Raw genomic sequence first — 25273 nt, 5'->3', positions numbered from 1 at the left:
ACAAGCAGCCCCAGCTGATGGCCGGGGCTGCTTGTTTTGATCAGATCGTGTTGCTACTTCCGCCGGCCAAACAGGCGCAGCAGGTATAGGAACAGGTTTACGAAATCCAGGTAGAGCGTGAGGGCACCGAGCAAAGCGGCTTTGCGGTCCATTTCCTGGTCTTCGAGCCCGATAAACGCGAACTGCTTCACCTTTTGGGTGTCGTAAGCAGTGAGGGCCACGAAGAGCAGCACGCCCACGTAGGTGGTAATCCAATACAGCATTTCGTTGGCCCAGAACAGGTTTACCACCGAGGCAATGATGAGCCCGATTAGCCCCATTAACAGCAGGTTACCCCAGCTGCTGAGGTCGGTGCGGGTGAAGTAGCCGTAGAGGCTCATGGCCCCGAACGTGCCGGCGGTAACGAAGAACGTGGAAGCCAACGAGCCGGTGGTGTACACCATAAACACCAGCCCCAGTGTTAGGCCGTTCAGCACGGAGTATGCCGCGAAGGCTCCGATTGCCTGATTTATGGGCATGGTAAAAATGCGCGCCGACAACCAGCCCACCACGAATACTTCCAGTAACAACAAGCCCCAGAACACGAAGCGGTTGCCAAATACGAGTTCCTGCAATTCGGCTGATGCACCCACCACCATGGCTATGCCACCAGTAAGGGCCAAGGCACCGGCCATCCAGCCGTATACCTGCGTCATGAAGCGCGTCTGAATGGCGGAGGCTTCTTCGGCCGTTAGCAGAATTTGAGGCGGTTGTTCTGCCGGGTTTTCGGGTAAAAGTTCGTCCATGTAGAAACGGTGGTTGAGGAGGTAGAATGGATGAGGTTAAGCAAAAACGCATGTAAAATAGTTGTTTGCGCGTAACTAGCCCATCTGTTTCTGCGTGCCCGGCCGCAACCTTTTGTTTCTATGCCTGCTAAGTCCCATTACGTTCGCAACGACGCCCTGCCAACCATCCGCCGCAACTACCCCGGTAACTTGATGTTCGGCAACCAGTTTGCCAACGGCGACGCCCTGTACACTCCGCAGTTTTCAGACGTTTTCCGGTGGAAGCTGCTCACCAAAAACCCACAGGCCAACGAAAAAAAGCAGGACACTTGGGTGCCTGCCGTGCAGCCTTGCGCCGAGCTATTGCGCCAACAACCCGATGACACTCTTATTTGGCTGGGCCACGCCACGTTTTGGCTGCGCATGGGCGGCGTAGCCCTACTATTCGACCCACTCCTGTTCGACTCACCTTTTCTGCGGCACCGTCACCCCTTGCCCTGTACCCCCCAGGACCTTACCGACCTCAATTATATCCTTCTCTCCCACGGCCACCGCGACCATCTCGACGAAAAGTCGCTGAAGCTGCTGGCGAACCAGAACCCCCAGGCGCAGGTACTGGGGCCGCTGCGGGCCAGCAAGGTGCTACGTGGTTTAACCGGGAAGCTACCGGTGCAGGAAGCCGGCTGGTGGCAGCAGTTCGACCTGGGGCCGAATGCCGCGCTGGAAATTTTCTACCTACCCGCCCGCCACTGGCACCGCCGCGGCGTCGGCGACCTGAACACCGTGCTCTGGGGCTCGTTTCTGATTCGCGAGGTGGCTACCGGGCGCACCGTTTACTTCTGCGGCGACTCGGCCGAGGGCCCGCACTTTTACGAAATAGAAGAGCAATTCGGGCCTCTCGATGTGGTATTGATGCCCATTGGGGCCTACAAGCCGGCATTTATGATGCGCTTGAGCCACATGAATCCCAACGAAACGGCCAAGGCTACCAACCAGCTGCGCGCCGGCCACCTCGTGCCCATGCACTTCGGCACGTTCGACCTCAGCGACGAGCCGGCTTCCGAACCCATTCGGCTGCTGGAACAAATTGCGGCCGAGGGCTGGCTGAGTGCCCGGCTGCACACCCCTGCAGTAGGTCAGCCTCTTTCCTTAGCTGATCTGGAATAAGGTTTTCTGACTCGCATTGCATGGCGCGCTACTACATGCGTTAGGAAACGGCAAGAAGATGACGCCTTGTTTCTGGTAAAAAACAACGAGCTGAAACCAGCGACGGTACCGCCGGTTTCAGCTCGTTGTCAATGTTAGGTTTGGTCATGCTAGGCATGACCTTCTGAAGGTGCGCGCGAAAACCTCGGTCAAGATCTTAGCCGCGGGTAACCTTGCCCCGCAGGTCCCAGTGACTGGATTTTACCTCCAGGCTATCCAGCTGGCGCTTGATAGTACGGGTGTACCGCTCGCCGGCAATAGCTCCGTCGGGCCGGCGTTTGCCAAAAAACAGCGTTACGGGTTCCCCGTGCTCATTCGTCAGGAAAGTAATGTCGTAGCCCTTAAACACGTCGTCAATCCGCGTCGAAGGCTCGTATTTCTTGCTCAGCTTCTGGTCTAGCAAACGGTGTAAAGGCATGGCGCAGGGTTGGTGTTTCGCCCCTGCTGTACGCACCCTAAATCGGCTGGTTTTGGTTGAGCTTTGGCGCAACTGAGCCGCTAACCGAAGGCCTAAGCGCTAGCATTCAGCCGCCGAAAATCACGAAAGCGCCTGCGGTTGCGGCTGCGCACCACCCGATCCAGCGGGCCGCGACTTGTCCTGCGGCAGCGGCACAAACTCCGCGTTGTCGTTGGGCGGCAGCAGAATCCGGCCGGCTTCCCAGTCGGCTTTGGCCTGGTCTATCCGTTCCCGCCGCGACGACACAAAGTTCCACCAGATGAACCGCTCGCCCAGCGGCTCGCCGCCGAGCAGCATGAGCGTGCTGGCTTCGCGGGCCAGAATGATGGGGTCGACGCCGGGCGTGAAAACCAGGAGCTGCCCGGCCGTGTACACGTGGCCGGCCACTTCCACGCTGCCTTTGGCCACGTAAGCGCCTCGTTCCTTGTGGCCCTGCGGCATACCGAAACGGGCGCCCGGCTGCAATACCACGTGCAGGTAGAACAGTGGCGAATGGGTGCGCACGTCGTTGCGCAGGCCGAACGCGTCGCCGGCAATCAGGCGCATCCACACGCCGGTATCGGTAAAAACGGGCAACTCGTGCGGCTGGTAGTTGGTAAAGGCGGGCGCGGTTTCTTCGTCGGCTTCGGGCAGGGCCACCCAGGTCTGAATCATTTCCAGTTGCCCACCGGCCAGGGTGGCGGGGTCCTCAAACCGCTCGGAGTGCGCAATGCCGGAGCCGGCCGTCATCCAGTTTACTTCGCCGGGCCGAATGATTTGCTGCACGCCGAGGCTGTCGCGGTGTGTTACCTGACCGCCGAACAAGTAGCTGACCGTAGATAGGCCGATGTGCGGATGCGGCAGCACGTCCATGTTGGTCATCTGTTCGGGCTGCAGATTCACCGGCCCGGCGTGGTCCATAAACACAAACGGCCCTACCATGCGCCGCTGTCGGAACGGCAAAATACGGCGTACATCGAAACCGCTGCTGATGGATGCCTGGCGGGCATCAATGACGAGGTCTAACATGGTAGTAAATTGAAAAGGGTGGTTCTGGATAAAGCCTGGGCGCAAGCTTTTACTTCTGCTGAGAAAAGAGTCCAACGCTTGGCCTGAGCAGAAATGTAAACCGGGAATTCCAGAAATAGTAACCTACTTCCGGTCAAGCCTCCCTGCATGAACTACCTGCAGAGTATTCGCTTGCTGGCCAAGATTTACGAAGCCGTTGTTTCAGCTGCTTGTGTTTCAGTAGCCGCTACAGCTAAACTATTACCGGCACGTTATCTTTACCCATTCTTTCCCCCTGCCTATGTCTCCTAAGCTGGTCCTGAGCCTGATTGCCGGCTACTTCACCATCCTCATCATCATTGCGCTTATCACCTCGCGCAAGGCCACCAGCGCCAGCTTTTTTGTAGCCAACCGCAACGTGCCGTGGTACATGGTGGCCTTCGCCATGATCGGTACCTCCCTGTCGGGCGTGTCGTTTATTTCGGTGCCCGGCATGGTGCAGGATAAAGCCTGGAGCTACATGGCCGTGGTATTCGGCTATTTGGTCGGCTACCTGGTTATTGGCATGGTGCTGCTGCCGCTGTACTACAAGCTGAACCTGGTTTCCATTTACACCTATCTGGAGCAGCGTTTCGGGTTCTGGAGCTACAAAACCGGAGCGGCGCTGTTTCTCATTTCGCGCGCCATTGGGGCAGCCCTGCGCCTGTACGTGGTGGCCGGCGTGCTGCAAGTAGCCGTGTTCGACGATTTGGGCGTGCCCTTTGCCGTTACCGTGGCCGTGAGCATCCTGCTCATTTACCTCTACACTTTCCGGGGCGGCCTGAAAACCATTCTCTGGACCGACACCTTCCAGACGCTGGCCATGCTTACTTCGGTGGGCATCAGCATCTACCTGATTTCGGCCGAGCTGAACCTGGGCTTTCAGCAGGTAATCAGCACGGTACGCGAGTCGGAGATGTCGCAGATTTTCTTCTGGGAGTGGACGGATTCACGCAAGTTCTGGACACAGTTTATCTCGGGCATGTTCATTACCATCGTAATGACCGGCCTCGATCAGGATTTGATGCAAAAGAACCTGAGCTGCCGCTCCCTGGGCGACGCGCAGAAGAACATGTTCTGGTTTGCCCTCATTCTGGTGCCGGTGAACATCCTGTTCCTCTCGTTGGGCGTGCTGCTCTACCAATACGCAGCCGCGAAAGGCATTCAGCTTCCGGTAAACGCAGCCGGCAAAATCATCGGCGACGACGTGTTTCCGCTGCTGGCCACCGAGCACTTCTCGCTGTTCGCGGGCATCGTGTTTATCTTGGGCATCATTGCGGTAACCTACTCCTCCGCCGACTCGGCCCTCACGGCCCTCACCACTTCTTTCTGCGTGGACTTCCTCAACATCAGTAAGTACTCCGAGGAGCAGCAAAGCAAAATGCGCCACCGTACGCACTTCATGTTCACGGTGGTACTGGTAGTTATCATCCTGATTTTCCGGGCCCTCAACGACCAGAGCCTGATTACGGCCGTGTTCAAAGCGGCCGGTTACACCTACGGTCCGCTGTTGGGCCTGTTCGCGTTCGGCATTTTCACCCACCGCCAGCTCACCGACCGCCTCGTGCCCTGGATGTGCGTATGGCCACCCGTGTTCTGCTACATTCTGAACGCCAACTCCAAAGCGTGGCTGGGCGGCTACGAATTCGGCTTCGAAATTCTGCTGGTAAACGGGCTGCTCACCTACCTCGGCCTGCTGGCTATTTCGCGCCCGGCAGAAGTAGGCACCCAGGTGAACCCCGCAGCGGCCGAATTGGTTAGCTAGGGCGTACCTTTGCCCACCGCCGCGGGCGCGGGCCCCCGAGTTGAACAATTCGGGGCCCCGCGCCCGTGGCCAGCCCACTTCGTCCTGTGAAATACACCTTACTCGCGTTTCTGCTGCTGGCTGCTGGTGCCGTTTCGGCCCAAACCACGCCGGCTCCCGCGCCAGCTGCGGCCAAACAGCCTACCGTGCTGCGCCCCGGCCGTATGCAGGTGCAGGCCAAGCCCGCCGCCAACCGCCCAGATGTAGCTCCGCAATACGCCGGTGGTGCTCAGGCTCTTGGTCAGTATTTCCAGGAAAACGTGCAGTACCCCGAAGCCGCCCGCAGCAAGGGGCTTTCCGGGCAAGTTTTGGTGGGCTTCACCGTGGGCACCGACGGTCATGCTTCCGAGGCTAAAGTGGTAAAAGGCCTCTCGCCCGAATGCGACGCCGAAGCCCTGCGGGTTATTGCCGCCATGCCCGCCTGGAAGCCAGCATTGCGCAAAGGCCAGCCGGTGGCCGTGCCGGTGCAGCTGCCCGTTCCGTTTGGGTACTCGCAGGACCTGAAAGTGGAGAAGAGTAAAGTAAAGTTTGAGTAGAGACGACTGAAGAAGTGGAGGCGGTTGAGCCACGGGCCATTTCCGTTGTGCTTGCCCCCTTCTTCGCATGAGATATAATGGCAGCTAGAAGCGGATTGAATACCAGCGGCAACGCCGGCACCGACGTACCCAAAGCAAAACTCACCAAAGAGACGATCCAGCACGGGCTGCGGATTTTCCGCTTTGTGCGGCCTTACCGCGTCAAGTTTTTTATCGGCTTGCTGCTGTTGCTGCTGTCGAGCGCCACCACCATGTGCTTTCCATGGGTAATTGGCAAGCTCACCGATGCCGCCAACGGCAAGCCCTTTGTGCTGCCCAATGGCTTCACGCTCAGCATCAGCCAAATTGCCATGGGCCTGTTTGGGGTTATCCTGCTGCAGGGTCTGTTCTCGTTCGGCCGTATTTGGCTGTTCACGCAGGTGAGCGAATTTACTGTGCGCGACATTCGGCAGGCGCTCTACGCCAAGTTTGTGTCGCTGCCCATTCCGTACTTCGAGAAGAACCGCGTGGGCGCTATTACCTCGCGCATTACGTCTGATGTAGCCCAGATTCAGGACTCGTTTTCCCTGACGCTGGCCGAGCTGTTTCGGCAGGTGATGACGCTGGTGGTAGGCATTGCCTTTATCATGATGGTGTCGGTGAAACTGTCGCTGTTCATGCTGCTCACTTTTCCGCCCATTGTAGTGGTAGCCATGGTGTTCGGCCGTAAAATTCGGGTGCTGGCCAAAGCCACCCAAGACGAGCTGGCCAAAACCAACGTGATTGTGGAAGAGACGCTGCAGGGCATTAACTCGGTGAAGGCGTTTACCAACGAGCAGTTTGAAACCCTGCGCTACGGCAACTCGCTGATGGCTACCACGCGGGCCGCGCTACGCAGCAACCTCTACCGCGGCGGCTTCGTGTCGTTCGTAATTATTGGCCTGTTCGGCGGCATTATTCTGGTGCTGTGGCGGGCCGCTTCGCTAGTAGCCGCGGGCCAAATGACCATCGGCGACCTGACCTCCTTTGCTCTGTACACCATTTTCATTGGCGCCTCGGTAGGCGGATTGGGTGAGCTTTACGGCAAAGTGCAAAGCACCCTGGGCGCCTCGGAGCGTATTCTGGAAACCCTCGATGAAGAATCCGAGCCCGTGCACCGCGCTAAACCGGCTGGCCAAGCTCCGGTACAGCTACGTGGTGATATTGAGTACGAGAATGTGCAGTTCCACTACCCCACGCGCCCCGATTTGGCGGTACTCAAAGACATCAGTTTCAGCATTGAAGCCGGCGAGAAAGTGGCGTTGGTAGGGCCTTCGGGCGCGGGCAAATCCACTATTGTGCAGCTGCTTATGCACTTCTACGAGCTCAGCGGCGGCCACATCCGCATCGATGGGCACGACCTCAACCAACTCGACCTGACTGAGCTCCGGCAGCACATTGGTATTGTGCCGCAGGAAACGCTGCTCTTTGGCGGCACCATTCGCGAGAACATTCTCTACGGCCGCCCCGATGCCTCCGAGGCCGACATCATCGACGCCGCCCGCCGCGCCAACGCTTGGCAGTTTATCCAGAGCTTCCCCGAAGGCTTGGAAACGATAGTGGGTGAGCGGGGAATTAAGCTTTCGGGCGGGCAACGCCAGCGCATTGCCATTGCCCGCGCCATCCTGAAAAACCCGGCCATTCTGCTGCTCGACGAAGCCACCTCGGCCCTCGACTCGGAAAGCGAGAAGCTGGTGCAACAGGCCATGGACGAGCTGATGCAGAACCGCACCAGCATCATCATTGCCCACCGTTTGAGTACCATTCGGAAGGTCGATAAGATTCTGGTTATCGACGGCGGCCGCATTGTGGAGCAAGGCTCGCACGAGGAGCTGAGCGACAACGAGAACGGCCTGTACGCCAATCTGCTGAAGTTGCAGTTTGAGCTGACGTAGGAAGCAAATTATATTAGAGCTATGATTGAAATTAAAGAGGTTATAATTCCAAAGGAAGATTATGTACAAATCAACTCTATTCTACTCCGTCAAAAGTTCTGGGCGGCCCGCAGTCGTTTGCTAATCTACGCGGGGCTAGTCGTGCTCGTGGTGTTACGATTTGCAGCGGCGTACTGGCAATATGCTGATACCCATGTGGATCCACCTATCTTGCTTGGCTTAATGCTGCTAGGCTTGTTGTCTATGCCCTGGTTCTTGCTACGCCGGATGAAAATAATGGTGCTCAAGCAGTTTGCGGCTAGTTTGACCTCGCGGTTTGCTACTACTTTCCAATTATCGGATGCCATTATTGTAAGCGAAAATCAAGTAGCCCGTACAGAAATAAACTGGTCTACTGTGCACCGAGCGTGGCATTATGGAAATTGGTTGCTGCTATTTGTTGGCGACAACGGCGCATTATACTTAGACATAAACCGTTTGGTGCCGCCTAGCCAGACGACAGACTTGCTGCAACTGTTAAATCGTAAAGGCATTTACATTAAGTAAGGTTTATCGTTTCTTCTTTAGTTGCGTTGTGCAAACCCGCCTCCACGTCACGTTCAGTGAAAATCACCTCGACGTGCTAACAGTAAAGGCGCTTTTCTACGAGGCCATGGACGCCAATGCCCGTTTCAGCCGCGGCTGGAGTGACTCCCCTACGTCGGTGCGCTTTGTGATTTACGGCGAGTATTCGGGCTTGTCGTTGATGCGCTTTCACCGGCTGCTGCACCACCACGATTCGTTGGCGCGGCTGCTGGTAAACGGACAAGCTTTGGGAACCTGAGGGGCCCTTGCCGGTTGTCTTGCGGAAAGCAAAGGTTCGCTTCGTGCCCATCCGCCGAAACCCGTACTTTTACGCCCATAATCACACTCTTTTACCATTTCCCTTCATGTTGAACCGGACTTCGCTGCTGGCCGCTCCTGCCCTGGCAGCCGCCCTCTTCTTTTCGGCTCCGGCCGCCCAAGCCCAGATCAGCACGCCGGCCGCCAGCCCCAAAAGCACGGTAACGCAGCGCGTGGGTCTTACCGACGTAACCGTTACGTACTCGCGCCCCAGCCTGAAAGGCCGCACGGCCATGGGCACGCTCATGCCAATTGGTAAGCGGTGGCGTACGGGTGCTAACCAAACCACCACCATCAAGTTCTCCGACGACGTGACCGTGGAGGGCAAGAAAATTCCGGCTGGTGAGTACGGCATTTACACCATTCCCAACAAGGCCGAGTGGCTGGTGGTGTTCAACAAGAGCACCAAGCAAGGCGCCGACGTTGACGGCTTCAAGGACGACCAGGACGTGGCTCGCGTAAACGTGAAGACCTACAAACTGGGCAACAAGGTGGAAACCTTCACCATTGGTTTCTCCGACCTCACCCCCGCCACGGCCAACCTGGACATGATGTGGGAATTCACCGGCGTGAAGCTCAAAGTAGCCACCGACGTAGACCCCAAGGTAATGGCCCAGATCGACGAGAAAGTCGTGAAGAACGCCTCGCCTTCGGCTAACGACCTGGCCGCTGCCGCCGTGTACTACTACGACAACAACAAGGACCTGAAGCAAGCCGCCGAATGGATTTCGAAGGCCAACGCCAACGAGCCCAAGTTCTGGAACGTGCACACTGAAGCTAAAATCAAGATGAAGCTGAAGGACTACAAAGGCGCTACTGCAGCTGCCGAACAGTCGCGCAAGCTGGCGCTTGATGCCAAGAACGCCGACTACGTGAAGATGAACGAAGACCTGATTGCCGAAGCCAAGAAAGGCAAGTAAGGGCCTCACCCCCCGCCCCCTCTCCTAGGGGAGAGGGGGAGCCAGCCATCAGCAACCTCAGCAACGATTGCGGGGCCGCCGAGCTTAGCTCGGCGGCCCCGCTTCGGTTTTGGGCTTTCTAACAACGCGGCTCCAAGCGGTGGCGCAGGCGCTAGCCGCAGCTGCCGCAATCGTTGCTGATGTTGCTGAGGTTGTTTAGCGTGGCTCCCCCTCTCCACGGGAGAGGGGGGCGGGGGGTGAGGCCCACGGAGGCTGTGCCCTGGAGGAATCCCGTGAGGCCTCGGAAAAGAGGGCCTTAACTCACTAGCTGCTTGACCGGTTTGGGTGCATTCCGCTCGATGATTTCGGCTATGCCCATCACCAAAAAGCAGCCCAGGATATTGTACCAGAGGTAGGCAATGGTGGTCGTCCAGAACAAGACCAGCGTCACGAGCTGGGTAATAACCGCCGCCAAAAACACGGCCCGGCCGTTGATGTGTTTCTGAAAAAACGCCACTGCGAAAATGCCCAAAATGGTGCCGTAGAACAAAGACCCCAAGATGTTCACGGCCTGAATAAGGTTTTCCATTTGGGCCGCAAACAGCGCAAACCCAATGCCCAGCACGCCCCAGCCAATGGTGAGCCAGCGCGAGGCTTTTACCAAATGCTCTTCGGAACGAATGCGGCCACCCAGGGCCGGCCGGTACAAATCGATGACGCTGGTAGAGCCCAAGGAGTTAAGGCCGCCGGCAGCGGAACTCATGGCGGCACTCAGTACCACGGCCACCAGCAAGCCCACGAGGCCGCGCGGGAGGTAACGCAGCACAAAGGAGATGAACACGTAATCGGTGTCCTTGGCGTCGGCACCGGGGTCGGTGCGGCGCACGAGCTCGGTCCAGGCGGTACGCACCCCGGCTGATGCAGCCTGGGTGGTTTGCAGCCGTTGCTGGGCCAGGTTTTCAGCCACCGGATTCTGAGCGCGTTGGGCTGCTACGAGGGCGGTAGCGGCGGCGTGCTGCGCAGTTTGCACGGAGGCATAGGTTTGCTCCAGCTGACGGGCTTCGGCTGACGCGGGGCCGCTCATCACCTTCTCGTAAGCGGGGCGGTTAAAAGTGAGCGGAGCCGGCTGAAACAGATAAAACACGAATAGCAGCACCCCAATCAGCAGAATGCCGAACTGCATGGGCACTTTCACGAGGCCGTTCATAAGCAAGCCCAAGCGGCTTTGCGTGATGCTTTGGCCCGAGAGGTAGCGCTGCACCTGGCTTTGGTCGGTGCCGAAGTACGAGAGGGCGAGGAACAAGCCGCCGGTCATGCCGGTCCAGAAGTTGTAGCGGTCGGTCCAGCTGAAATTGAAGTCGACGAGGTTCAGCTTGCCCATGCGGCCCGCCACGTGCATGGCATCGGAAAAGCCAACCTGGGGCGGCAGGTAATGCACCAGCAGGTAGCCGGCCGTGGCCATGCCACTGAAAATAACGGCCACCTGCCATTGCTGCGTGATGGTAACGGCGCGGGTGCCGCCGCTCACGGTATAGGCAATAATGAGCGTACCCAGCAGCACTACCGTAACCGAAGGACTCCAGCCCAGCACCGCCGACAGCACCAGCGCCGGCGCATACAACGACAGCCCGTTGCTCAGCCCGCGCTGCAGCAGAAACAAGCTGGCCGCCAGGGTGCGCGTACGCCCATCGAAGCGGGTTTGCAGGTACTCGTAGGCCGTGAATACCCGCAGGCGCTGGTAAATGGGCACGGCCACTATGGAAATCAGGACCATGGCCACGGGCAGGCCAAAGTAGAACTGAATAAACCGCATGCCGTCGGCGTAGGCCTGGCCGGGCGTACTCAGGAACGTAATGGCCGAGGCCTGGGTAGCAATAATGCTCAGGCCCACGCCCCACCAGCGGGTGTTGCGCCCGCCCAGCAGGAAGCCATCGAGGGTGTTACCGGCTTTGCGGGTGCGCCAGGTGCCGTAGCCCACAATAAGGGCCAGGGTACCGGCCAGCACCAGCCAATCGAGGTTGCTCATGCGCTCAACCAGTTGCTAAGCCACACGAAAAAGCAGATTTCGGCGGCCAGGGCGGCCAAAACCAGCGTGTACCACCCCCGCCAGGTAGGCAGCAAAGGCGGCGAGTTGTCGTTTTCGGTGGGCGGGTGAGCGGGAAGGGGCATTGAAAAGCGGGAAATGGAATGCGAAGAACAACAAGAATTGTGCGAGGCTGCGCCGGCAAAGAACGAAACTCCCCTCCTCAGACGAGGAGGGGACGCCAAGCCGTAGGCTTGGCCGGGGTGGTTGACAATCGTTGCTGACGTTGTTTACGCCGGGCCTGTCCGGCCTAGCCCCCCGTTTACCGAGTGGGGCCGAGGACGAACCACGCGGCGCGGCTGCCGGTCACCCCCCCGTTGCCGCTAAAGCGGCAACATCCCCTCCTCATCTGAGGAGGGGAGCTTGTTCGTGCTAATTCGCCTTGTCCTTGCCCAGCTCAATCATGTTGGTGATGAGGCGGTAGGCGCCGGGCACGCCGGCGGGCAGCTCGCGGAAGAACGAGAGGCCGGTGTAGATGTAGTGGCCTTTGCCGTAATCGGCCACGAGAATGGCGCTGTCTTTGGGCTTCTCGCCGGGGTCGTTGCTGCTGATGACGGGCTGGTATTTGGGGTCCCACTCACTGGGGTAGTACAAGCCCTGCTCCTGCTGCCAGCCTTCAAAATCCTTGCTGGTGATTTTGTTGGGCGTGTTCAGCAGCGGGTGTTGGGGCTTGAGGAAGCGTACCGGTGCGTTTTCCACGGTTACCCGGTCGTTGCTGAGTTTAAGCGGGTACGGGCCGATTTCGGGCAGCACGGTGCCCCGGCTCACGGTGTACTGCACCACCAGGTTGCCGCCGCGTTCCACGTATTCGAGCAGTTCTTTCTGCTGGTACTTGAGGCGGTCGATGGTGTTGTAGGCGCGCACGCCCAGCACCACGGCGTCGTAGCGCTTGAGCTTGTCGGCGGTCAGCTCCTCGGGCTTGAGCAGGGTTACGTTGTAGCCGAGCTGGCGCAGGGCGTCGGGCACTTCGTCGCCGGCGCCCATGAGGTAGCCGATGTTGTCGGCGCGGCGCTTCAGGTCGAGCTTCACCAGCGGGGCCACGGCCTCGGGGAACAGCGTTTGCACCGGAATGTGCGGGTAGTTGATGGTCTGGATGCCGCGGGTGTAGGACTGCCCATCCACAGTAGCCACGGCGCGGAGCTGGGTACTGCTTTCCTGGTTGCCTACGGGCTGCACCTGGAAGCTCACGGTGCGCTCCTCGTCCCTGTTCTTAATGTCGAACGGAATGCTGGCGGGCTCCACTTTCCAGCCGGCAGGCACTTGCAGCGCCACGGTGCCGCGGGCATCAGCGCGGCCGGCTTTCAGGTTAACAGGAACGGTTTTGGGCTGGTTATCGGCAAACACGTAGGCCTGGCCGATGATGTTCACGGCTACCGGTGGTACCACGGTTAGCGGGCGGTACAGTTCGCCGTAGACAGGGTCGGTACGTTTGTATTGGACGGGCTTAGAGTAATAAAGCGCTGTGCCAGCTACTTCCACTTTAAATAGTACTTCACTTACGGGCGGGTTCTCAGGAGTGCCTAGCACTTCCCAGCTCTCCACCCGGTTTGCCTGTTGTGGATGTTCGGGCCAGGTATAATTCTCTACGACATCGGGCACGCGATACATACCGGTAGTCCCCGTTTCCCGCAACCAGTAAGGTTGAGAAGGAAAAAGTTTAGTAGGTGCCGTAATCGTAACCTGCTTAGCGACGGGTTTGCCATTTACAAGCGCCTCATCCAAGCTTTTTCGCGCTGAGTTGCCCACAGCAGCCAACTCCCCATCTATAGCAGGAGCTTCAAACCACTTGAGCGTTACTGGCAACGAAGAACGATTCAACGCTTCGATGGATAAGTTAACCTGGTTTCCGGGCGTAGCTGTAGCTTCTGACGCATTAGCAGTCAGACTCAACCCCAGGCAGGCATACACCAACTCATCTATCTTCTCCCTTTTTTCCGTTTTCCAGAAGTCTGCTCCGGGCATTTTATCTATTGCCGCCCGCACCTTCAGCAGCCCTGTAACCGAAGCCGATGGATTGGCTGGGTCGTATTTCTTAATCACGTCCTCCACCAATTTCCCCACGGCCGCCCCCCCTTTCACGCGGCTCCAGCTCATGTCAATGCCCTCAAACGGGTCTTTGCTGGCCTTCTCCCCTTTTGTGAACTGCAAATACTCCAGCGCCTCACCGCGCGTAGCGGCCGAGCCGAAACCTTGGGAACGGTGCTGTGAGCGGCTGCGGGCGGCAATTTCGCCGTAGCTCTGGCCCAGCAAAGGGTTGTAGCCGCCGGCATCGAGTTTCAGGTAGCCGTCCATGTTTTCGCCGGGCTTCACGAAGAAGGAGCCGGTGTTCCAGAACAGGCGCTTGGGCTGCCAGGGCTGCACGTATTTCAGCTGCTCGGGAAAACGCTTTGGGTCGCCGGCGGCGTCGAAGGCTTCGGCGGCGAGGATGGCTGAAGCGGTGTGGTGGCCGTGGCCGGCGCGGGCATCGGGCGGGAAACGGGTGATGAGCACGTCGGGGCGGCGCTGGCGAATCACCCAGACCATGTCGGCCAATACCTGTTCTTTGTCCCAGATGGTGAAGGTTTCCTCGGCGGTTTTGCTGAAGCCGAAGTCGTTGGCGCGGGTGAAAAACTGCTTGCCGCCATCGATGCGCCGGGCGGCCAGCAGCTCCTGGGTGCGGATTACGCCGAGCTGTTCGCGCAGCTCCGGGCCGATGAGGTTCTGGCCGCCGTCGCCGCGGGTGCAGCTGAGGTAGCCGGTTTCCAGCAGGCGGCCGTTGGCCATGTAGGAAATCAGGCGGGTGTTTTCGTCGTCGGGGTGGGCGGCAATGTAGAGCACCGAGCCGAGGACGTTGAGCTTTTTCAGGCCCAGCAGAATTTCGGAAGACGAGTAGGTTTTGGGGGCTTGCGCCTGGGCACTGAACAAGTTACCGTGTGCAACCAGCAAAGCCAGCAGCGCGGCACGGAGGCGAGGAATACGCATTCGAAAAGTCGAAATTGGAACGAGGCAGGTAAAGGTATGGGTTTAGGGAGGCGAGTAAAAAACCCTTTGGGTGGGCAACAGTTTCCGGTAAAGCCCGTCCCTAGCCTATATTCCGACCTCCATCTTTTCTAATAGCGCGTTTTTTGGCGCCCCGTTGCATGCGTTTACACTCCCGTCCGTGGCTGGCCACGCTTGGTTTTGCTCTCTTACTTCCCGCCGCATCGTTCGCCCAAGGCACCGCCGCGCCGGCTGCTCCCGCAGCTGCGCAGTGGACCCACCTCGACCCCAAGGCCAATAACGTGATGGGCATCAGTACCGACCGCACGTACAGTGAGCTGCTGAAAGGCCGCGTGCCCACGGCCGTAGTGGTGGCCGTTATCGACTCGGGCGTGGACACCGCCCACGCCGATTTAAAGAGCGTGCTGTGGAAAAACCCCCGCGAAATTGCCGGCAACGGCAAAGACGACGACGGCAACGGCTACGTGGACGACATGCACGGCTGGAGCTTTTTGGGCGGCAAAGACGGCAAGAACGTGGACATGGATACCTACGAGGAAACCCGCATCGTAGCCCGCCTGAAGCCGCTTTACGAAGGCAAAACCCGCACCCAGGTACCTAAGGCCAAGCAGGCCGAGTACGACCTGTACCAGCGCGTAAAAAAGGATTACGACAAGAAAGTAGCCGAGGAAACCCAGCAGTACAAAGAGCTGGGGCCGCTCAGCCAGCAGCTCCAAAGCATTACCGGCCAGCTCAAGCAGGTGCTGGGCGTGCAGCGTCTTGACACGGCCGTGCTGCGCAAGCCGCCCGTAACCGACCGCCAATTACTGCAGCTCACCTCGCAGCTCTACGGCAGCCTGAAAGCCTCCGGCCAGCCCGATATGGAATCGGTAGTGGACCAGATGCAGAAGGCCGCGGTGGAAACCAAAAAGCACTTGGATTACTCGCTGAACCTCGATTTCAACCCGCGTAACATCGTGGGCGACGACGAGAATAACGTGAAGGAGCGCAACTACGGCAACGCCGATGTAACCGGCCCCGACGCCCTGCACGGTACCCACGTAGCCGGTATTATTGCCGCCGACCGCCAGAACAACCTCGGTATTCAGGGCGTGGCTGGTTCGCCGGTGCAAATTATGGCGCTGCGTGCCGTGCCCAACGGCGACGAGCGCGACAAGGACGTGGCCAACGCCATTCGCTACGCGGTGGATAACGGCGCCAGCATCATCAACATGAGCTTCGGCAAGTATTACTCGCCCCAGCGCGAGGCCGTGGACGATGCCATTGCCTACGCCGCCAGTAAAGGCGTGCTGCTGGTGCACGCGGCCGGCAACGAGTCCAACGACATTGACGCGGTTACCCACTACCCAGCGCCAGTGCTCCAGAAAGGTAAAACCACCACGGCCCACCCGAATTTTCTGACGGTAGGCGCTTCGGCCAGCACCAACAACGAAAGCCTGGTAGCCGACTTCTCGAACTACGGCAAGCGTGTGGACGTTTTTGCGCCCGGCGTGGGCATTTACTCCACCATGCCCGGCAGCAAGTATGGCAACGAAAGCGGCACCAGCATGGCCGCGCCCACGGTGGCGGGCGTAGCAGCGGTGCTGAAATCGTACTACCCCCAGCTTTCGGCTACCGATCTGAAGCGCATCATCATGCAATCGGCCGAGCCGGTGCGCACCAAGGTGCGCAAGCCCGGCGGCAAAGGCACCGTGGATTTCACCACGCTTTCCAGCACGGGCGGCGTGGTAAACCTGTACCGCGCCGTGGAATTAGCCCAGCAAGCCCAAACGGGCAGTGCCAAGGGCGGCGCGGCTTCGGGCAAGTAAGCCGCCACCGTTAGTCTGCAGTTTCGGCCGCGGTCCAGCTTTGGGTCGCGGCCGTTTGCGTTGGAGCCCACGCCGCCCGGCCTTTGGCATCGGCGCCGAAGCGGTTGGGGCCGTGGCTGCCGTCTACAAACGTCAGCCCGATGCTCAGGAGCACGTTCAGGATAGGCACCACCAGCAACAGGGTTAGCCAGCCGCTCAGGTTCATGTCGTGAAACCGCTTGATGCTTTGCCCGATGCTGATAACAAACAGCAGCAACAGCAGCACAAAAGCCGTTGGCGGCGCCGTTTCGTCAATAATGAGCGAGAGGAAATACAGCGGCAGCGACACCAGCAGGTTCAGAAAGAAATAGCTACGGCGGCGCAAACGCCCGCGAAAGGATAAAAAAGAGAACATAAAGCAGCAAATAAGCGGCGGAACCGCTTGGTATGGTGGCGTTAATAGGGCTATTTACCCAAAAACCCTGGCCCTGGCAAACCCTGATTTTCAGGCTGCTTTGCGGGCGGCCATTCGCTCCACTGGCACCGTCCCGACCAGACAAAAGCAGCCAAAGGGGCTTTTTGGCGTACTTGTAAGCTCATTCATCGCCCTGCGCCCATGCCTACCCAGCAGCCTTCCACCCAGAACCTAGTGCGCCCGCAACTCCCCAACGGAATGCCGTCTGGTGCGTCCGGCCAACCACCGCGGCCCGGGGCCCTGCGGCTGCTGCGCGGCCAGTTGCTTAACGCGGCCCTCATAGTGGCGGGAATTTTTTCGGCGGCCCTGGGCCTGAAGGGCTTTTTGCTGCCGAACGACTTCATCGACGGGGGTGTAACCGGCATGTCGCTGCTGGTGGCGGAGGTTACGGGCTGGCCGCTGTCCATTCTCATTATCGTGATTAACGCGCCATTTGTGCTGCTGGCCTACCGGCAGCTCGACCGCGTGGTGGCCATCAAAACCTTGCTGGCCATTCTGGGCCTGGCGTTGGTGCTGTGGCTGTTTACCTTCCCGGTTCTCACTCAGGACAAGCTGCTGATTTCGGTGTTCGGCGGCTTCTTTCTGGGCGCGGGCATCGGCCTCACCATCCGCGGCGGCGGCGTACTAGACGGCACCGAAATAACGGCCGTCTTCATCAGCCGCAAAACTCCCTTGAGCGTTGGCGACGTGATTCTGCTCATCAACGTGCTGATTTTTGCCGTGGCCGCCTACCTCTTGTCGGTTGAAACGGCTTTGTACTCCATTCTGGCTTACCTCTCGGCAGCCAAAACCGTCGATTTCATGATTGATGGTCTGGAGGAATACACCGGCGTCACTATTATTTCGGTGCACAGCGAGGCTATTCGGAGCATGATTACCGAAAAGCTGGGCCACGGCGTAACCCTGTACGCGGGGCGCAGCGGGTACGGCGGCCACGGCCACCAGCAGCAGAACATGGATATCGTGTTTACCGCCGTTACCCGCCTGGAGGTAACCCGACTCAAAAGCGAGGTAGAGGCCATCGACCACCGGGCATTCCTGCTGATGCACAGCATTAAGGACACCCACGGCGGCTTAATCAAGAAGCGGCCGCTGCATTAAGCTGCACCCGAACAACGCGTATGCTGCACCTGCAAGGATGGCCGTAACGGCCTACCGCCAAAACACATACCACCGAAACAACAGCCCATTCAGCTGCCAGCTTAACGCCATACCTATTCCCACCACCGCAGCGGCTCGCCATACCGCGCCGCCCCAGGTAAGGCCCAGCCCCCGGCGTCCTACCAGCACTAAGTAAATCAGCAGCAAAACGCTCTGTAGTATGCTGGAGTAGGTGCCGGGTTTGCCGTTCGTAAGCCACAGCATGGGGAAGAGTGCCACCAAAAACCACAGGTGAAACGCGGCTCCCGTTACCACCTGCACAAAAAAGGCCTCCGCGTAATTCAGCCGTTTGTAATACACCAGCCACGTTATTAGCGCAAACAGGGGCAACAGCAGCAGCAGCCACCACAGGTTGTAGTACTTGCCCACATGCTCAAAATACTGGCCTACCCGTTCTACTTGCTCGTTCGAAAAATAGCCCCGGAACTGCGCCTGAATGCTAGCAGCCGTGCCTTCGTAGTACTTCAGCACGAGGTTTAGGGTGGTAACAAAACCCGCCATCAGCAGCAAAAACTGAAACGGATTAAAGTAGCGCTTGCGGCGGCCCGCTAAGTAATCGGACACCACCCGGCCGGGGTGCAGCAGCACTTGCCGGGCGTAGGCAAAGATGCTTTTGTCGGCGTGGGTAAACACGTGAACCAGTTCGTGCAGCAGGTGCCCCACGGAAAGCCGGTGCGGTCGGGCCTGGCCGCAGTACGGGCAGAATGGCCCAGTAGCTAGGGGTTGCGCGCAGTTCACGCAGGCTTCGGTGGTGGTTGGATGGCTTTCGGCGGCAGGCGCGGGTGCGGGGTTCATGGCGCGGCGGGATTTAGCCGTAAGTAAAAAAGAAAAGCCGGGGCACCACCACCGCGGGCTATCTTCGCTGCCTGATTTTGCCCTATGCCTGCTGCTACCCTCTCCCTCGCCGACCTCTACCTCTACCCTGTTAAGTCCCTGGGCGGTTTCCGGGTGACCGAGGCCGAGGTTCAGCCGCGTGGCTTCCGCCACGACCGGCGCTGGCTGATTGTGGATGCCCGCAGCCAGTTTATGACGCAGCGCACCACGCCCGAAATGGCGTTGCTGCACCTGGAGCCGGCGCACAACGGCTTTATCATCCGGCACACCCGCCGGCCCGACCTGCTGCCGCTGCTGGTGCCCTTCGAAGCCCAGCCCGACCGTACCCAGTTCGTGACCGTGTGGGATGATATGGTGTTTACCTACCGCGGCACTAACGAGCAAGACCAATGGCTCACCGAAGCCCTCGGCCAGCCCTGCCGCCTCACCTACATGCCCGATGTAGCCCTGCGCCCCGTAGACGGCGCGGCCGTGCCCGGTCTCGTTAGCTTCGCCGATGCGTACCCCTTCCTGCTCATCAGCCAAGCCTCCCTCGACGACCTGAACCAGCGCCTCGCGCAGCCCGTGCCCATGAACCGCTTCCGGCCGAGCCTGGTGGTAAGCGGCGCTACGCCCTACGTTGAGGACAGCTGGCATGGCTTTCAAATTGGCAACACCGCCTTTGAAGGCGTTAAACCCTGCGCCCGCTGCCTGGTTACCACCACCGACCAGCACACGGCCGAGCGCAGCGCTGAGCCGTTGCGCACGCTCTCGGAGTACCGCAAAGTGGGCAACAAGGTAATGTTCGGCCTGAACGTGGTGGGCGCGGGCAGCGGCATCCTCCGCACCGGCGACGCCGTGCAGGTGCTTACCTACCACAACGCGTAGCTGGTCCGGGAATTCAGCCGCAAGCCCTTACTTTCACCGCTATGTCGCTGACTGCTTCGGCCTTTGTTCCTGTTTCCACGCGTTTGCTCGTGCCGCGCCTGGTAGCCCTGTGGGCCTTAAGCGAAGCCCTGCTGGGCGGCGTGCTGCACGCCCTGAAGTTGCCGGTAACGGGTTTGGTGGTAGGTGGTGCGGCCGTGGTATTGCTGCGGCTGCTGGGGCACTACGCCCGGCGGCCCGGCATAGTGTTGCGCGGCATGCTGGTGGTATTGGCCCTGAAAGCCATGCTCAGTCCGCAAAGCCCGCCCACGGCCTACGTGGCGGTAGCGTTTCAGGGGCTGATTGGGGAATGGCTGTCGTGGGGCACATCGTTTCCGCGTTTGCGCGGCATGGCACTGGGGTTGCTCACCATGCTGGAATCGGCGGCGCAACGCGTTCTGATGCTATGGCTGGTGTTTGGCAACGGGTTACCGGAAGCATTCAACCAGTTTGTACAAGGCTTGCTTGGCCCCTGGGCCGCACAGCAACCCAATTACGCGCTTTTGCTGGCCGGCGGCTACCTCGCCTTGCACGCTTTGGTGGGTATAGTGTTGGGCTGGTGGGCCGGCGGCTTACCCGCCCAGTTGCCACACTTGGCTCAGCTTTACCCCTGGCTCTGGCAGCCCGATGAACCCCAAACCGACGAGGACACGCCCGCCCAAGCGGATACCCCGCCGCCTGCGCGGCGCTGGCGTATGAGCCGCGTGCTCCTGATTATCTGGCTGTTCATCGCCGCTTTGTGGCTGGCCGCCGCGCTGGGCTGGGCACCCGTCGTGGGCCTCAATCAGTCGAAGCTCATTGGGCTGCTGCTGCGCTCAGCAGTTATTTACGGCGGCTGGGCCTTGCTGGTGGCGCCGCTGTTGTTGCGCGTGCTGCGGCGCTGGCTTAGCCGCCCCCGCGGCCGCTGGGCCTCCGATTTAGCCGCCACGCTACGCTTGTTGCCCACCACCCGCCGCTTGGTAGCGCAGTGCTGGCGCATAACGGCGGGGCACCGCGGCTGGCGGCGCTGGCGCTGGTTTGGCCGCGCCTTGGCCGTAAACGTGTTTGTGCAGCCGGTGCGGCAAAGCGCCTGAGCCGCTAGTTCCTGCATCATGATCATTCACCTGCTCAGCGGCCCCACCCGAAGCGGCAAAACCACCCGCCTAAGCGCTTGGGCAGCCACCGAGCCGGGCGTTGCAGGCCTGCTGATGCCTACCGTGCCTGGCGTGGGCCGGCTGTTCCAGGATGTGCGCACCGGCTTGCGCTGGCCCACCGCTGCTCGCCCCGGCAACTGGCAGGCCCAGTGCGTAGGCCCGCACCGCTTCTCGGCCGCTGGTTTTGCCTGGGCCAACGAAACCTTGCTTGGTGCGGCCTCCCATCCGGCCACCCGGTGGCTGCTGATCGATGAAATAGGCCCGCTGGAACTACGCGGCCTGGGACTGGCTCCGGCGTTAGGCCGGGTGCTGAGTAAGGCCGCTTACCAACCCGAAAATGTGGTGCTGGTGGTACGGGCCGCGCTGTTGGATACCATCGTTCAAGAGTTCAATTTACGGCGGTGGCCCTGCCAGCCCTTTTTATAGGTGGCTATCTACTGCAGAGCATTTTACTTGGAAGTTTACGGCGGTCGACAGTCCAATTTACTTGGTATTATGCTGCAAGCCGCCTAGCTTTGCTAAGCCAATTCGATATACAAAAAACACTAGGCCGGCTGCCCTCCGGCCCTTGTACGTTTCGGACTTCGGTTGGCGCCCTGCCCTATTAGCCCCACCATGCACCGAATGCACGCACGCATACTTGCTGTTTCCCTATTTCTGGCTTTTACCCTTGGGCTTCTGACGCGTAGCCAACCCGCCACGGCGGGCACTACAGTCAATGCCCCGTCGTTGCACGCCGCCTGGAGTGAGCTGCTGGCTCGCCACGTGCGCACCGATGGGACGCTGAATTACCAGGGCCTGCTCGACGACGAAGACGCCCTGCTGAGCTACCTGCAGCAAATCAAGCGCATGCCGCCGCAAGCCACTTGGCCGCGCGCCGAGCAAGCCGCCTACTGGCTGAATGTGTACAACGCCACCAGCGTATACCTCACGCTGCAATACTACCCCGTGGAACGCCTCAGCGAGGTGCGCGTTAAAACCATCGGCGGCAAGCTGTCGGTATGGGATGCACCCGAAGTGGTGGTAGGCACCCAAACGTACTCCTTAAACCAGCTGGAGCGCGACATCCTGCCTAAGCTATTGCCTAACGACCCGCGTCTGCATTTCGCCCTAAACCGCGGCGCGCACTCCGGTCCGGCCCTGCTGCCCACGGCCTTCGACGGCGCTGTGCTGGACCAGCAGCTTGCGCAGCAAACGCAACGCTTTGTAAACGATCCGCTGCGCAACCGGCTCACGAACACCCAGGTACAGGTATCGAGCTTGTTCGACTGGCATGCTACGGCGTTTGGGCAGAAAGCCGCGCTGGTGGCTTTCCTGAACCGCTACTCCACCACGCCCATTGCCGAAACGGCCGAAGTGGTGTACCTGCCTTTCGACTGGACCTTGAACGACAGCGGCCCCCGGCCGGCCACGGCTCAGCGCAACCCCGGGCACTAACCCCGGCCCGCAGCATCAACCGGCCGCAGCCGTTTCTTTAGGGAAGCGGCTGCGGTTGTGTTTAGGGGCAGTATGGCGGAGGTGCAACGCCACGGCCCGGCCGTACGTTTGCTCGCATTTCTGCCTTGCCATTCGCTCTGCCGTGTCCGAACTAGCCGTTGTCCTCGATTTTCTGCGTCAATTGGGCGCCAACAATTCCAAACCGTGGATGGATGCGCACCGCGCCGATTACCAACGAGCCCGCGGCGTTTCCAACCGACTGGTAGCCGATTTGCTGCAGCGGGCCCAGGCATTCGAGCCTGATTTAGCCTCGCTGAGCACCTCCGATGTCGTTTACCGCATCAACAAGAACGACCGGTTTCAGCAGAGCGACGAGCCGTACAAGCGGCACATGGGCGCAGGCTTGAAGCGCGGCGGCCGCCACAGTCCCTGGGCGGGCTATTTCGTGGCCCTGGAACCGGGTGGCGAAACGTACGTGGGCGCCGGCCGCTGGCTGCCCGAACCCGCGCAGCTGGCCCGTATCCGGCAGGAAATTCACTACGGCCCCGATGCCTTTCACGCGCTACGCCAGGATGCCACCCTGCTTCAGCATTTCCCGACTGGCCTCGACCGCAGCAATGCCCTGAAAACCGCACCCAAGGGCTACGACCGCACCGACCCCGACATCGAGTGGCTGCGCCTGAAAAGCTACTTTGTGTGGCGCAGTTTCCCCGACGCCGAGGTACTGCGCCCCGATTTTACCGACCGCGTGGTGGCTGCCTGGCGGGCGGCCCAGCCTTTGGTTAGTTACCTGAACCACGCCATGCAGGATCATGGATAACACGCAAAAGGAGAAGAAGTAACAAGCCCGTTAGACCTGTTACTTCCTCTCCTTTTGCGTGTTACCTAAATCAGCTTTTAAAACAAGCCAAAAAGCTTGCCCTGGATTTTCTCGATGATGGTGCCCAGGTCTTCGGGGCGGTCCACGTAATTCAGGTCGTTTACGTCCACAATCAGCAGCTTACCATCCTTGTAGTTGCTGATCCACTGCTCGTAGTGCTCGTTGAGGTTGCGCAGGTACTCAATGCGCATGTTGTTTTCGTAGTCGCGGCCGCGCTTCTCAATCTGCTGGATGAGTTTAGGTAGATCGGCCTTGAGGTACAGCAACAGGTCGGGCGGGTCCACCATGCTGATCATGGAGTGGAACAGATTTAGGTAGTTCTGAAAGTCGCGGGGCACCATCAGGCCCGACTCGTGCAGGTTAGCGGCGAAGATGTGAGCATCCTCGTAAATGGTGCGGTCCTGAATAACGCCCTTGCCTTCCAGCTTCATTTCCTTGATGCGCTGGGTTTGGCGGAAACGGCTGTTGAGGAAGTACACCTGCAGGTGAAACGACCAGCGGGGCATGTCGTCGTAGAAATCCTTGAGGTACGGATTGTCGTCTACGTCCTCCAAAAACACTTCCCAGTTGAAGTGGTGGGCCAGTTTATGAGCCAGCGTGGTTTTGCCGGCTCCAATGTTGCCGACGATGGCGATGTGCATGAGCGGGAAGCGAATCGAAAGTAGGGTTACAAAAGTAGCGCAAACCAACCATGCCCCGACAATCTTTTGGCTCGCTGGCAAGAATCGTGTATCTTAAAAGATACAACAGCCGCCTTTGACCATGCCCCGTTCAACCCCGATGCTGCACCGTACGGCCGAATTAGTGCAAACAGTTCACGATGCATTTGGGGCCACAGTGGCCGAATTCAATTACTTCCCAAACGAACGCGTGCTGTATGTGCACTGGCACGGCCACCTCACCGCCGACCTGGTGGTACGCGTGGCCGAAGCCAGCCTGGTTTGGCACGAGCAGTTGCACCCCTTATCGATTCTCAACGACAAGCGCGGCACCAGCGGCGACTGGGGCGAGGCTGCCATTTGGCTGGAATTCGAATGGATTCCGGTGGTTAAAGGCCACGGTCTGCAGGCTCTGGCCTACGTGCTCGATCCAGACACCCCGGTTTCGCTGCCTAACGCCCAGGTAAAAGAGCTGCTGGAAGAAGCCTTGGTAGTGCGCACGTTTTACGCCGTGGCGCCCGCCTGGCGCTGGCTGCGGCAACGCACTACCCGGCTGCTCTTATCTACTTCGGCGGCTTAGTTGGCCATGGCGTCTTTGGTGGCGCGGGCTTTTTCGAAGGTGCGAAACTCGCCCTGCCACGACCGGATGCGCAGGCGTTCCTCCAGGTCTACTTGCTCCCGAACTTGCTCGTAGCGCTGATTAAGGCGCGTAAGCACGGCGCTGGCAGCAGCCCAATCGTCGCTGGTCCACTCCTTGCGCTGGGCACGGGCAGCATCGATAAAGCGGCCGTATAAATCATGCAGCTCGGTGGGCCGGGCGCGGGCAAGGTTCACGTTCTCGCCCAGCAGGCGGGTTTGGGCCGACTGCGCCGTTTCGGGCCGGCGAGCTTGCCCGTCGAGGCGCTCCTGCTCGGTTTCCCAGGAGTTATATCGGCGCTTGAGCACGTCGTACTCGCGTTTCGACTGGTTGGAGAGGCTGTCGGCGGCCCGGTCGATGCGGCTGCTCTGGCGGTCGAAATCGGCTTTGAGCTGTGGTAGCTCGCGCTTGATGGTAGCATCGGCGCGGTTCACGGTTTCGTTTACCCAGCCGCCCAGCACGCGCAGGTCGCGCTCAACCGGCGCCAGCACCGACTCGGAAATAGTCCCGCTTTGCTTAGGAGCAGGTTTAGCGGCAGGCTTGGGTTTCGCAGCGGAGGTATCCTTAGAAGCGGGCGGGGTAGTGGTTTTAGCTGGCGTAGCGGGTTTGGTTTGCGCCAAAGCGGCCACGGGCGCCAGCAATGCCGTCGTTAATGCCACGGGCACAAACAGTCGTTGGCGGAGGGCAAAAGCGAGTGGCGAAAGGAGACGTTTCATAGCAAAGAAAAAGGGTGGGTGCCAGTAAAACGCGGCGTGCTGCCGCCTGGTTGGGTAGGCTTACTCGAAATTTCGAGCCAAAATCACCGGACCTGCCCCGCC

At 59.6% G+C, this 25273-nt stretch carries 26 protein-coding genes; 16 read left to right on the top strand and 10 right to left on the bottom strand.

Going from position 1 to position 25273, the window contains the following annotated elements:
• Positions 1 to 53: 53 nt before the first annotated feature.
• Complete coding sequence (locus ABD903_RS02445; protein WP_345221054.1) at positions 54 to 785, bottom strand: Bax inhibitor-1/YccA family protein; 732 nt, start codon at positions 783 to 785, stop codon at positions 54 to 56.
• Between the two features lie 120 nt (positions 786 to 905).
• Here ABD903_RS02445 and ABD903_RS02440 point away from each other — a divergent pair, with 120 nt between their 5' ends.
• A complete protein-coding gene (locus tag ABD903_RS02440) occupies positions 906 to 1931 on the top strand; it encodes an MBL fold metallo-hydrolase (protein WP_345221052.1) in 1026 nt (341 codons plus the stop codon).
• Positions 1932 to 2127: 196 nt separating this feature from the next.
• Here the strand turns inward: ABD903_RS02440 and ABD903_RS02435 are convergent, their stop codons facing one another.
• On the bottom strand, positions 2128 to 2388 hold the full coding sequence (locus ABD903_RS02435) for a hypothetical protein (protein ID WP_345221050.1): 261 nt from the start codon (positions 2386 to 2388) through the stop codon (positions 2128 to 2130).
• Positions 2389 to 2508: 120 nt separating this feature from the next.
• Complete coding sequence (locus ABD903_RS02430) at positions 2509 to 3435, bottom strand: pirin family protein (RefSeq protein WP_345221048.1); 927 nt, start codon at positions 3433 to 3435, stop codon at positions 2509 to 2511.
• A 147-nt stretch (positions 3436 to 3582) separates the two neighbouring features.
• On the opposite strand from ABD903_RS02430, the gene ABD903_RS02425 reads away from it, so the two are divergent.
• From ABD903_RS02425 to ABD903_RS02395, 7 genes are all read left to right on the top strand, one after another.
• Complete coding sequence (locus ABD903_RS02425) at positions 3583 to 3726, top strand: hypothetical protein (RefSeq protein WP_345221046.1); 144 nt, start codon at positions 3583 to 3585, stop codon at positions 3724 to 3726.
• The gene (locus ABD903_RS02420) at positions 3716 to 5218 is read left to right on the top strand and encodes a sodium:solute symporter (protein ID WP_345221044.1); all 1503 of its coding nucleotides are present in this window, start codon (positions 3716 to 3718) and stop codon (positions 5216 to 5218) included. Before ABD903_RS02425 ends, ABD903_RS02420 begins: the two co-directional genes overlap by 11 nt.
• A gap of 86 nt (positions 5219 to 5304) precedes the next feature.
• Entirely contained in the window at positions 5305 to 5793 is a 489-nt protein-coding gene (locus tag ABD903_RS02415; protein WP_345221042.1) for an energy transducer TonB, read from the top strand.
• Positions 5794 to 5870: 77 nt separating this feature from the next.
• Positions 5871 to 7706: an ABC transporter ATP-binding protein gene (locus ABD903_RS02410; RefSeq protein ID WP_345221040.1), complete on the top strand. Its 1836-nt coding sequence runs from the start codon at positions 5871 to 5873 to the stop codon at positions 7704 to 7706.
• 21 nt (positions 7707 to 7727) lie between these two features.
• Positions 7728 to 8252, top strand: coding sequence for a hypothetical protein (locus ABD903_RS02405; protein WP_345221037.1), 525 nt, complete (start codon positions 7728 to 7730; stop codon positions 8250 to 8252).
• 28 nt (positions 8253 to 8280) lie between these two features.
• Positions 8281 to 8529: a hypothetical protein gene (locus ABD903_RS02400; RefSeq protein WP_345221035.1), complete on the top strand. Its 249-nt coding sequence runs from the start codon at positions 8281 to 8283 to the stop codon at positions 8527 to 8529.
• A gap of 106 nt (positions 8530 to 8635) precedes the next feature.
• Complete coding sequence (locus ABD903_RS02395; protein ID WP_345221033.1) at positions 8636 to 9508, top strand: DUF2911 domain-containing protein; 873 nt, start codon at positions 8636 to 8638, stop codon at positions 9506 to 9508.
• Between the two features lie 295 nt (positions 9509 to 9803).
• On the opposite strand, the gene ABD903_RS02390 is transcribed toward ABD903_RS02395, so the two are convergent.
• The 3 genes from ABD903_RS02390 to ABD903_RS02380 form a co-directional block, all read right to left on the bottom strand.
• Complete coding sequence (locus tag ABD903_RS02390) at positions 9804 to 11513, bottom strand: sodium:solute symporter family protein (RefSeq protein ID WP_345221031.1); 1710 nt, start codon at positions 11511 to 11513, stop codon at positions 9804 to 9806.
• The gene (locus ABD903_RS02385) at positions 11510 to 11656 is read right to left on the bottom strand and encodes a hypothetical protein (RefSeq protein WP_345221029.1); all 147 of its coding nucleotides are present in this window, start codon (positions 11654 to 11656) and stop codon (positions 11510 to 11512) included. The genes ABD903_RS02390 and ABD903_RS02385 overlap by 4 nt, the downstream gene beginning before the upstream one ends.
• 286 nt (positions 11657 to 11942) lie before the next feature.
• Positions 11943 to 14531 (bottom strand): PIG-L family deacetylase, encoded by a 2589-nt coding sequence (locus ABD903_RS02380; RefSeq protein ID WP_345221027.1) that lies wholly within the window; start codon positions 14529 to 14531, stop codon positions 11943 to 11945.
• Between the two features lie 158 nt (positions 14532 to 14689).
• On the opposite strand from ABD903_RS02380, the gene ABD903_RS02375 reads away from it, so the two are divergent.
• Positions 14690 to 16357, top strand: a complete 1668-nt coding sequence (locus ABD903_RS02375) for a S8 family peptidase (protein ID WP_345221025.1) — start codon at positions 14690 to 14692, stop codon at positions 16355 to 16357.
• 10 nt (positions 16358 to 16367) lie between these two features.
• Here the strand turns inward: ABD903_RS02375 and ABD903_RS02370 are convergent, their stop codons facing one another.
• Positions 16368 to 16751, bottom strand: coding sequence for a DUF805 domain-containing protein (locus tag ABD903_RS02370; protein ID WP_345221023.1), 384 nt, complete (start codon positions 16749 to 16751; stop codon positions 16368 to 16370).
• Between the two features lie 201 nt (positions 16752 to 16952).
• On the opposite strand from ABD903_RS02370, the gene ABD903_RS02365 reads away from it, so the two are divergent.
• Positions 16953 to 17912 (top strand): YitT family protein, encoded by a 960-nt coding sequence (locus tag ABD903_RS02365; RefSeq protein ID WP_345221021.1) that lies wholly within the window; start codon positions 16953 to 16955, stop codon positions 17910 to 17912.
• A 51-nt stretch (positions 17913 to 17963) separates the two neighbouring features.
• On the opposite strand, the gene ABD903_RS02360 is transcribed toward ABD903_RS02365, so the two are convergent.
• Positions 17964 to 18767: a DUF3667 domain-containing protein gene (locus ABD903_RS02360; RefSeq protein WP_345221019.1), complete on the bottom strand. Its 804-nt coding sequence runs from the start codon at positions 18765 to 18767 to the stop codon at positions 17964 to 17966.
• A gap of 84 nt (positions 18768 to 18851) precedes the next feature.
• Here ABD903_RS02360 and ABD903_RS02355 point away from each other — a divergent pair, with 84 nt between their 5' ends.
• The 5 genes from ABD903_RS02355 to ABD903_RS02335 all read left to right on the top strand — a co-directional run bounded on the left by ABD903_RS02355 (position 18852) and on the right by ABD903_RS02335 (position 23099).
• Positions 18852 to 19673, top strand: a complete 822-nt coding sequence (locus ABD903_RS02355; protein WP_345221017.1) for an MOSC domain-containing protein — start codon at positions 18852 to 18854, stop codon at positions 19671 to 19673.
• 41 nt (positions 19674 to 19714) lie between these two features.
• Positions 19715 to 20782, top strand: a complete 1068-nt coding sequence (locus ABD903_RS02350; protein WP_345221016.1) for a hypothetical protein — start codon at positions 19715 to 19717, stop codon at positions 20780 to 20782.
• Positions 20783 to 20800: 18 nt separating this feature from the next.
• Positions 20801 to 21268 (top strand): hypothetical protein, encoded by a 468-nt coding sequence (locus ABD903_RS02345; protein WP_345221014.1) that lies wholly within the window; start codon positions 20801 to 20803, stop codon positions 21266 to 21268.
• 198 nt (positions 21269 to 21466) lie between these two features.
• Entirely contained in the window at positions 21467 to 22279 is an 813-nt protein-coding gene (locus tag ABD903_RS02340; protein ID WP_345221012.1) for a DUF547 domain-containing protein, read from the top strand.
• Positions 22280 to 22421: 142 nt separating this feature from the next.
• Positions 22422 to 23099 (top strand): DUF2461 domain-containing protein, encoded by a 678-nt coding sequence (locus ABD903_RS02335; protein WP_345221010.1) that lies wholly within the window; start codon positions 22422 to 22424, stop codon positions 23097 to 23099.
• A gap of 77 nt (positions 23100 to 23176) precedes the next feature.
• On the opposite strand, the gene ABD903_RS02330 is transcribed toward ABD903_RS02335, so the two are convergent.
• Positions 23177 to 23800: a deoxynucleoside kinase gene (locus tag ABD903_RS02330; protein WP_345221008.1), complete on the bottom strand. Its 624-nt coding sequence runs from the start codon at positions 23798 to 23800 to the stop codon at positions 23177 to 23179.
• Between the two features lie 121 nt (positions 23801 to 23921).
• Here ABD903_RS02330 and ABD903_RS02325 point away from each other — a divergent pair, with 121 nt between their 5' ends.
• Entirely contained in the window at positions 23922 to 24398 is a 477-nt protein-coding gene (locus ABD903_RS02325) for a hypothetical protein (protein WP_345221006.1), read from the top strand.
• Here the strand turns inward: ABD903_RS02325 and ABD903_RS02320 are convergent.
• Complete coding sequence (locus ABD903_RS02320; protein WP_345221005.1) at positions 24395 to 25171, bottom strand: hypothetical protein; 777 nt, start codon at positions 25169 to 25171, stop codon at positions 24395 to 24397. The two genes, ABD903_RS02325 and ABD903_RS02320, sit on opposite strands and share 4 nt — an antisense overlap.
• Positions 25172 to 25273 lie beyond the last annotated feature (102 nt).

The organism is Hymenobacter koreensis, assembly GCF_039541855.1.
GTDB lineage: Bacteria > Bacteroidota > Bacteroidia > Cytophagales > Hymenobacteraceae > Solirubrum > Solirubrum koreensis.
Note: the sequence above shows the minus strand (reverse complement) of the source record. Positions and strands in the feature narration are given on the sequence as shown.

Bases quoted from the DNA above. Each gene is read 5' to 3' on its own strand.
- ABD903_RS02435 (WP_345221050.1), bottom strand. From the start codon at position 2,388: ATGCCTTTACACCGTTTGCTAGACCAGAAGCTGAGCAAGAAATACGAG.
- ABD903_RS02365 (WP_345221021.1), top strand. From the start codon at position 16,953: ATGCCTACCCAGCAGCCTTCCACCCAGAACCTAGTGCGCCCGCAACTC.
- ABD903_RS02325 (WP_345221006.1), top strand. From the start codon at position 23,922: ATGCCCCGTTCAACCCCGATGCTGCACCGTACGGCCGAATTAGTGCAA.
- ABD903_RS02360 (WP_345221019.1), bottom strand. From the start codon at position 18,767: ATGAACCCCGCACCCGCGCCTGCCGCCGAAAGCCATCCAACCACCACC.
- ABD903_RS02370 (WP_345221023.1), bottom strand. From the start codon at position 16,751: ATGTTCTCTTTTTTATCCTTTCGCGGGCGTTTGCGCCGCCGTAGCTAT.
- ABD903_RS02330 (WP_345221008.1), bottom strand. From the start codon at position 23,800: ATGCACATCGCCATCGTCGGCAACATTGGAGCCGGCAAAACCACGCTG.
- ABD903_RS02410 (WP_345221040.1), top strand. From the start codon at position 5,871: ATGGCAGCTAGAAGCGGATTGAATACCAGCGGCAACGCCGGCACCGAC.
- ABD903_RS02385 (WP_345221029.1), bottom strand. From the start codon at position 11,656: ATGCCCCTTCCCGCTCACCCGCCCACCGAAAACGACAACTCGCCGCCT.
- ABD903_RS02320 (WP_345221005.1), bottom strand. From the start codon at position 25,171: ATGAAACGTCTCCTTTCGCCACTCGCTTTTGCCCTCCGCCAACGACTG.
- ABD903_RS02345 (WP_345221014.1), top strand. From the start codon at position 20,801: ATGATCATTCACCTGCTCAGCGGCCCCACCCGAAGCGGCAAAACCACC.
- ABD903_RS02440 (WP_345221052.1), top strand. From the start codon at position 906: ATGCCTGCTAAGTCCCATTACGTTCGCAACGACGCCCTGCCAACCATC.
- ABD903_RS02395 (WP_345221033.1), top strand. From the start codon at position 8,636: ATGTTGAACCGGACTTCGCTGCTGGCCGCTCCTGCCCTGGCAGCCGCC.
- ABD903_RS02425 (WP_345221046.1), top strand. From the start codon at position 3,583: ATGAACTACCTGCAGAGTATTCGCTTGCTGGCCAAGATTTACGAAGCC.
- ABD903_RS02390 (WP_345221031.1), bottom strand. From the start codon at position 11,513: ATGAGCAACCTCGATTGGCTGGTGCTGGCCGGTACCCTGGCCCTTATT.
- ABD903_RS02405 (WP_345221037.1), top strand. From the start codon at position 7,728: ATGATTGAAATTAAAGAGGTTATAATTCCAAAGGAAGATTATGTACAA.
- ABD903_RS02375 (WP_345221025.1), top strand. From the start codon at position 14,690: ATGCGTTTACACTCCCGTCCGTGGCTGGCCACGCTTGGTTTTGCTCTC.
- ABD903_RS02355 (WP_345221017.1), top strand. From the start codon at position 18,852: ATGCCTGCTGCTACCCTCTCCCTCGCCGACCTCTACCTCTACCCTGTT.
- ABD903_RS02445 (WP_345221054.1), bottom strand. From the start codon at position 785: ATGGACGAACTTTTACCCGAAAACCCGGCAGAACAACCGCCTCAAATT.
- ABD903_RS02420 (WP_345221044.1), top strand. From the start codon at position 3,716: ATGTCTCCTAAGCTGGTCCTGAGCCTGATTGCCGGCTACTTCACCATC.
- ABD903_RS02430 (WP_345221048.1), bottom strand. From the start codon at position 3,435: ATGTTAGACCTCGTCATTGATGCCCGCCAGGCATCCATCAGCAGCGGT.
- ABD903_RS02340 (WP_345221012.1), top strand. From the start codon at position 21,467: ATGCACGCACGCATACTTGCTGTTTCCCTATTTCTGGCTTTTACCCTT.
- ABD903_RS02350 (WP_345221016.1), top strand. From the start codon at position 19,715: ATGTCGCTGACTGCTTCGGCCTTTGTTCCTGTTTCCACGCGTTTGCTC.
- ABD903_RS02380 (WP_345221027.1), bottom strand. From the start codon at position 14,531: ATGCGTATTCCTCGCCTCCGTGCCGCGCTGCTGGCTTTGCTGGTTGCA.